The sequence below is a fragment of the Terrihabitans aquatilis genome (assembly GCF_052542005.1).
The window spans coordinates 69,715-75,984 of sequence record NZ_JBOCUO010000004.1 but is presented as its reverse complement, the minus strand read 5'-3'; the positions used below and the strand labels follow the sequence as shown (position 1 = coordinate 75,984).

Sequence of the window (6,270 nt, the reverse complement as noted above, 5' to 3'; positions counted from 1 at the left end):
TCCGCAAAATAAAAAAACACCACGAAAAACCCCGGTGCCCAAAAAGGCGCCGGGGCAACCTGCGTGTTGCCGTTCGGTCATCAGTCCGGCTATATGTGCGGGCCGTCGTGAGGCGGATTATTGAATAGACGAGGGTCAGCAAGGCCCCGGTCGTGAATAGTCAAATAGCGTTTGCCAGGCCGTGTGTGTGTTTGGCCTGAAAATCCATGTTTCATCAGTATAGGCCGATCCAGTATCGGCGCCACTTCCGAAGGCCTGCTCTTGAACAGGCCGTCTTGAGTGTTCACTTCTTTCGCAGCGGCATGCCGCGAGAGAACAAAGCAAAACAATCTAAGGGATGTATGCATTATGAGCGACAAGCCATTAAGCGGAATCAAGATCATCGATTTCACGCACGTCCAGGCTGGTCCGGCCTGCACGCAGCTCCTCGCTTGGTTCGGCGCCGACGTCATCAAGGTTGAGCGTCCCGGTGCTGGCGACGTGACCCGTTCGCAGCTGCGCCACATCCCCGACGCCGACGCGCTGTACTTCACGATGCTGAACAGCAACAAGAAGTCCCTGACGCTCGACACCAAGACCGCCCAGGGCAAGGAAGTCCTGACGAAGCTGATCCAGGAATCGGACGTGATGGTCGAGAATTTCGGCCCTGGCGCGCTTGATCGCATGGGCTTCAGCTGGGAGCATATCCAGGAGCTGAACCCGGCCATGATCCTGGCTTCGGTGAAGGGCTTCTCGGACGGCCATCATTACGAGGACCTGAAGGTCTACGAGAACGTGGCGCAGTGCGCTGGTGGTGCGGCTTCGACGACCGGCTTCTGGGACGGCCCGCCGACCGTGTCGGCCGCGGCGCTCGGTGACTCGAACACCGGCATGCATCTCGCGATCGGCATCCTGACCGCGCTGCACCACAAGAACAAGACCGGCAAGGGCCAGAAGGTGGCCGTGTCCATGCAGGACTCGGTTCTCAACCTCTGCCGCGTCAAGCTGCGTGACCAGCAGCGCCTCGACGCCATCGGCTATCTGGAAGAGTACCCCCAGTACCCGCACGGCGAGTTCTCGGACGTGGTTCCGCGCGGCGGCAATGCCGGCGGCGGCGGCCAGCCGGGCTGGGTGCTGAAGTGCAAGGGCTGGGAAACCGACCCGAACGCCTACATCTACTTCACCATCCAGGGCCATGCCTGGGCGCCGATCTGCCGCGCGCTGGGCAAGGAAGAGTGGATCGACGATCCGGCGTACAACACGGCCGAAGCCCGTCAGGACAAGATCTTCGACATCTTCGCGATCATCGAGGAATGGCTGTCGGACAAGACCAAGTTCGAAGCCGTTGATATCCTTCGCAAGTTCGACATCCCGTGTGCTCCGGTGCTGTCGATGAAGGAAATCGCGAACGATCCGTCGCTGCGCGCGTCCGGCACGGTGGTCGAGGTCGACCATCCGAAGCTCGGCAAGTATCTGACCGTCGGCAGCCCGATCAAGTTCTCGAACATGCAGGTTGAGGTCACGGCTTCGCCGCTGCTCGGACAGCACACCAACGAAGTGCTGGCCAGCCTGGGCTATAACCAGGAGCAGATCGACGAGCTGCATCAGGCCAAGGCTGTCTGATCGGACGATTAATCTTGCGGAAACGGCGCCCTTCGGGGCGCCGTTTTTGTTTGTCTGAAGGGCTGCGGATAGGTGCGCCTATCGGTGTGCCTGTGATGTGCCGATCTGCGCCGGTGTGTGCCGATGTGCGCGGATGATGGCTGTGCACGTAATGACGTCGGGCGATGTGGCAGCCTGTATGAGCGGCTTGCCCGGAGCGCCCGGACCCGGTTGGTCGCGTCGGGGCTAAGGCCCTCGATCAACGGCTTGGCCTGATGCGACGGAAAAAGGCGCGGCTTTGGGGCCGCGCCTTGTCATTTGGTCCGTTCAGCCGGGGCTGTCGAGGTTCAGAGCTCGACCGTGTTCGTCAGGGTACCGATGCCGTCGATGACGATCTCGATCGTGTTGACGGCCTCTTTCATGGTGCCGACGCCGACCGAGGTGCCGCAGGCGATGAGGTCGCCGGGGTTCAGGGTCATGTCGTGCGACAGCAGGCTGACGAGGCGGGCGGCCGGGAAGATCATGTCCGAGATCGGATAGTTCTGACGTTCCTGGCCGTTCAGCACGGTGCGGACGACCAGCGAAGCGGGATCCACATCGGTCTGGACAACAGGGCCGAACGGGCCGAAGCCGTCGAAGCCCTTGGCGCGCGCCCATTGCGGGAACGTCGGATCCTTCTGGATGAGGTCGGCGGCCGTGATGTCGTTGACCACGGTGTAGCCGAGGATGTGAGCGGCGGCGTCTTCCTCGGAGACGTTGGTGGTTTTCTTGCCGATGACGATGCCGAGCTCGCCCTCGTAGACGACGCGGCCGTCATAGGATTTCGGGCGCCTCACGACCGCGCCGGGATCGGTGACGGAGGATATGGCCTTGAGGAGGTAGAGGGGTTCGGCCGGCTCGGCGACGTCGAGCTTGGCGGCCAAAGCGTGGAAATTGTTCCACAAGGCGATGACCTTGGTGGGCTCGGTCGGGGCGAGCAACTCGACATCGCCCAGCGCGGCGGTCTCGCCGGTCGGAGTGGCGCCGTCGAACGGCGTGCCGTCATGGATGGCGACGCGTTCGCCCTCAAGCGTGCCGAAGCGTGTTTCGCCGTTGTGGCGGAAGCGAATCCATTGAGTCATCGAGCGTTTCCCGTCGTTTCTTGATTGTGGCGGCGCGCCTTTGCGGCGCGCCGTCCGATGTCAGAGTGCGCCGACCTGGAAGATGCGGAGCAGATTGGTCGAGCCGGACTGGGCGAACGGCATGCCGGCGGTGACGGCGATGAAATCGCCGTCGCTGGCCACGCCCGTGCCCTTGGCGGCGTCGGTCGCGAAGGCCACGATCTCGGACACCTTCTCCAGATCGCGCGTGACGATGGCGCTGACGCCCCACACGCAGGACATGCGCCGCGCGGTCGCGAGGCTCGGCGTCAGGCAGAAGATCGGCACCAGCGGCCGCTCGCGGGCGGCGCGCAGAGTGGTCGAGCCCGTCGTCGTGTAGGTGACGGCCGCTGCCAGCGGCAGGATGTCGGCGGTCTGGCGCAGAGCCGAGCAGATGGCGTCCGCGATGGTGGCGCTGGCCTTGTGCTGCGAGAAGCAGAGGATGCGCTTGTAGTCCGGATCCTTCTCCACCGAGCTGACGATGCGGCTCATCATGGCGACGGCCTCGACCGGGAATTTGCCCGAAGCGGATTCGGCCGACAGCATGACGGCGTCCGCGCCTTCGTAGACGGCAGTGGCGACGTCGGAGGCCTCGGCGCGGGTCGGCGTCGGGGTCTGGATCATGCTTTCCAGCATCTGCGTGGCGACGACGACCGGCTTGCCGTATTCGCGGCAGACCTTGATCATCCGGCGCTGGATCGGCGGGATCTCTTCCGGCTGCATCTCGACGCCGAGGTCGCCGCGGGCGACCATGATGGCGTCGGATTCCTGGACGATCTCCTCAAGGCGCTCGACCGCCGCAGGCTTCTCGAGCTTCGACATGATGAGGGCGCGGTCGCCGATGATCTCGCGCGCCTCGATGATGTCCTCGGGACGCTGGACGAAGGAAAGGGCAACCCAGTCCGCGCCCTGCTCGAGGCCGAAGTGCAGGTCGCGATGGTCCTTCTCGGTGAGGGCCGCGAGCGGCAGCACCGCGCCGACGACGCTGACGCCCTTGCGCTCCGACAGCACGCCGCCGGTGACGATGCGGGCAATGGCGTAATCGGCGCCATGCTCCTCGACTTCCATGCGAATCTTGCCGTCATCGAGCAGGAGCTGCACGCCCGGGCGGGCGGCGGCGAAGATTTCCGGATGGGGCAGGTAGGCGCGGGTGTTGTCGCCGGGCTCGTTCGTCAGGTCGAAGCGGAAACGATCGCCGTTGACGAGGTTGACCGGGCCGGACTTGAAGGTGCCGACGCGGAGCTTGGGGCCCTGCAGATCGAGCAGGATGCCGACGGGACGGCCCGTCTCCTTCTCCATCTGGCGGATGGCGGCGAAGCGCCTTGCATGGTCATCATGGGTGCCATGGCTCATGTTGAGCCGGAACATGTCGACACCGGCGTCGAACAGAGCGCGGAGCTGCTCCGGGCTCGAACTGGCGGGGCCAACGGTCGCGACGATCTTGGTGTTGCGGTCACGCATCGTTTTCGCGGGCTTCACAACCCGCCTCCCTGAAGAATGAGAATGGCTCGGAAATCGTTGACATTGGTCAAGGTCGGGCCGGTGTTCACGAGGGCATCCAGGCGCTCGAAGAAACCATAGCCGTCATTGTTGGCAAGATGGTCCTTGGCCTTGACCCCGAGCGTTTCGGCCCGGCTGAGGATGTCGTCCAGCGCGATGGCGCCGGCATTGTCCTCGCTGCCGTCGATGCCGTCGGTGTCGGCGGCGAGGGCGTGGACGTTCGGCAGGCCGCCGAGGGCGACCGTCAGCGCCAGCAGGAATTCGGCGTTGCGGCCGCCGCGACCCTTGCCACGCACGGTGACGGTGGTCTCGCCGCCCGAGAGCAGCACGCAGGGCGTCTGCGCCGGCTGCCCGTAGCGCACGACCTGATGGGTGATGCCCGCCATGACGCGGGCGACCTCGCGGGCCTCGCCCTCGATGGCGTCACCCAGGATGAGAGGGGTGATCCCGGCCTCGCGTGCGATGGCGGCCGCCGCTTCCAGCGACAGCTGGGGCGTGGCGATGAGCACGGTTTCGGTGCGCGACAGGCGCTCGTCACCCGGCTTGATGCTCTCGTCGGCAGCCTTTTCCAGATGGTCGATCGCGGCTTTCGGCTCGGCGATGCCGTATTTGCGGACGATGGCCAGGGCATCGGCGAAGGTGGTGCGGTCGGGCACGGTGGGCCCCGAGGCGATGACCGAGGGATCATCTCCCGGAACGTCCGAAATCAGCAGGGAGACGAGACGCGCGGGATAGGCCGCTGCGGCGAGACGCCCGCCCTTGATGGCCGACAGGTGCTTGCGCACGCAATTCATCTCGTCGATCGACGCGCCGGAGGCGAGCAGGGCCTTGTTGACGGCCTGCTTGTCCTGAAGGGTCAGCCCCTCGACCGGGAGCGCCAGCAGGGCCGAGCCGCCGCCCGAAATGAGCGCGATGACCAGATCATCTTCGGTGAGGCCGCCGACCATATCGAGAATGCGGCCGGCGGCATCCTGGCCAGCCTGATCGGGCACCGGATGGGAGGCTTCGACGATCTCGATGTGCTGGCAAAGCGCGGCATGGCCGTAGCGGGTGACGACGAGGCCTTCGAGGGGCCCGTCCCAATTTTCCTCGACCGCCTTGGCCATGGCCGCGGAGGCCTTGCCGGCGCCGACCACGATGGTGCGGCCCTTCGGCCGGGGCGGAAGATGCTCCGCGACGATCCGGGAGGGGAGTGCCGCCGACACGGCCGCGTCGAACATCGCACGCAGCAGGTCTTGCGGAGAGTGAGGAACAGATGCCGAAGGGGCGGTGCCCGGTTCCATATTTGCCTTCCGCCGAAAGAGGTGACTTGATGGATGAAGTGCGCCGGGATTTCAACACCTGGCATACCACGCGCCACAAAATTGCGGCGCAGGCGTGGACAAGTGTTTCCTGATCTCCCGCGCGGGACCGATTTGGCGGATTACAGGCTTCCACGCGGCTTGACCAGCGGTAGCGTTCAAAGATGCCCTAACCGAGGGAGGTGTCAGAATGTTGAAAACCGTCAATTCCGAAGCAGGCCGAGGGGAAAACCGGCCGGATATCGTGTTCGGGCTGGGCGAATGCTCGCTGGGGCAGCTGCTCGTCGCGCGCAGCGAAGCGGGCATTTGCGCCATCCTGCTGGGCGATGATTCCGAGGCGCTGGTGGCGGATGTGACGACGCGCCTTCCGGGTGCCGGCCCGGCGGCCGATCGCAGCATGGACGACGTGGTGCGGGAGGTGGCGGATTTCATCGATGCGCCAAGCGGGGCGTTCGGCGTGTCCGTCGATGCGCGGGGCACGCCGTTCCAGAAGAATGTGTGGCGGGCGCTGCTCGACATCCCGGCCGGGCAGACCGTGAGCTATGCGGAACTGGCGCGCCGGATCGGCCAGCCGGCCGCAGTGCGCGCCGTGGCGCGGGCCTGCGGGGCCAACCCGGTGGCCGTGGCCATTCCATGCCATCGCGTGGTGCGCTCGGACGGCGGAGCCTCGGGCTATCGCTGGGGCGTGGACCGCAAGCGCGCTCTGCTGGCGCGGGAGGCGCAGGCCGCCTCCTGAAGGCCGCGCGGGC

Annotated in this window: 5 protein-coding genes; 2 read left to right on the top strand and 3 right to left on the bottom strand. The window is 65.4% G+C overall.

The features are described 5' to 3' along the window. Positions 1–348: 348 nt before the first annotated feature. Entirely contained in the window at positions 349–1,602 is a 1,254-nt protein-coding gene (gene frc, locus ACQ6S1_RS15350; protein WP_445042115.1) for a formyl-CoA transferase, read from the top strand. A gap of 326 nt (positions 1,603–1,928) precedes the next feature. Here frc and ACQ6S1_RS15345 read toward each other — a convergent pair whose 3' ends face one another. Genes ACQ6S1_RS15345 through ACQ6S1_RS15335 form a run of 3 tightly spaced genes read right to left on the bottom strand, consistent with a single transcriptional unit; the run spans position 1,929 to position 5,503 of the window. Then, positions 1,929–2,702, bottom strand: coding sequence for a fumarylacetoacetate hydrolase family protein (locus tag ACQ6S1_RS15345; protein WP_445042114.1), 774 nt, complete (start codon positions 2,700–2,702; stop codon positions 1,929–1,931). A gap of 60 nt (positions 2,703–2,762) precedes the next feature. After that, positions 2,763–4,181, bottom strand: a complete 1,419-nt coding sequence (pyk, locus tag ACQ6S1_RS15340) for a pyruvate kinase (protein WP_445042117.1) — start codon at positions 4,179–4,181, stop codon at positions 2,763–2,765. Between the two features lie 14 nt (positions 4,182–4,195). Beyond that, positions 4,196–5,503, bottom strand: coding sequence for a glycerate kinase type-2 family protein (locus ACQ6S1_RS15335; RefSeq protein ID WP_445042113.1), 1,308 nt, complete (start codon positions 5,501–5,503; stop codon positions 4,196–4,198). Between the two features lie 208 nt (positions 5,504–5,711). Here ACQ6S1_RS15335 and ACQ6S1_RS15330 point away from each other — a divergent pair, with 208 nt between their 5' ends. Next, a complete protein-coding gene (locus ACQ6S1_RS15330; RefSeq protein ID WP_445042112.1) occupies positions 5,712–6,257 on the top strand; it encodes a methylated-DNA--[protein]-cysteine S-methyltransferase in 546 nt (181 codons plus the stop codon). The last annotated feature ends 13 nt before the right edge of the window (positions 6,258–6,270 follow it).

Coding starts and splice junctions, on each gene's coding strand:
- frc (WP_445042115.1), top strand. CDS start 349: ATGAGCGACAAGCCATTAAGCGGAATCAAGATCATCGATTTCACGCAC.
- ACQ6S1_RS15345 (WP_445042114.1), bottom strand. CDS start 2,702: ATGACTCAATGGATTCGCTTCCGCCACAACGGCGAAACACGCTTCGGC.
- pyk (WP_445042117.1), bottom strand. CDS start 4,181: ATGCGTGACCGCAACACCAAGATCGTCGCGACCGTTGGCCCCGCCAGT.
- ACQ6S1_RS15335 (WP_445042113.1), bottom strand. CDS start 5,503: ATGGAACCGGGCACCGCCCCTTCGGCATCTGTTCCTCACTCTCCGCAA.
- ACQ6S1_RS15330 (WP_445042112.1), top strand. CDS start 5,712: ATGTTGAAAACCGTCAATTCCGAAGCAGGCCGAGGGGAAAACCGGCCG.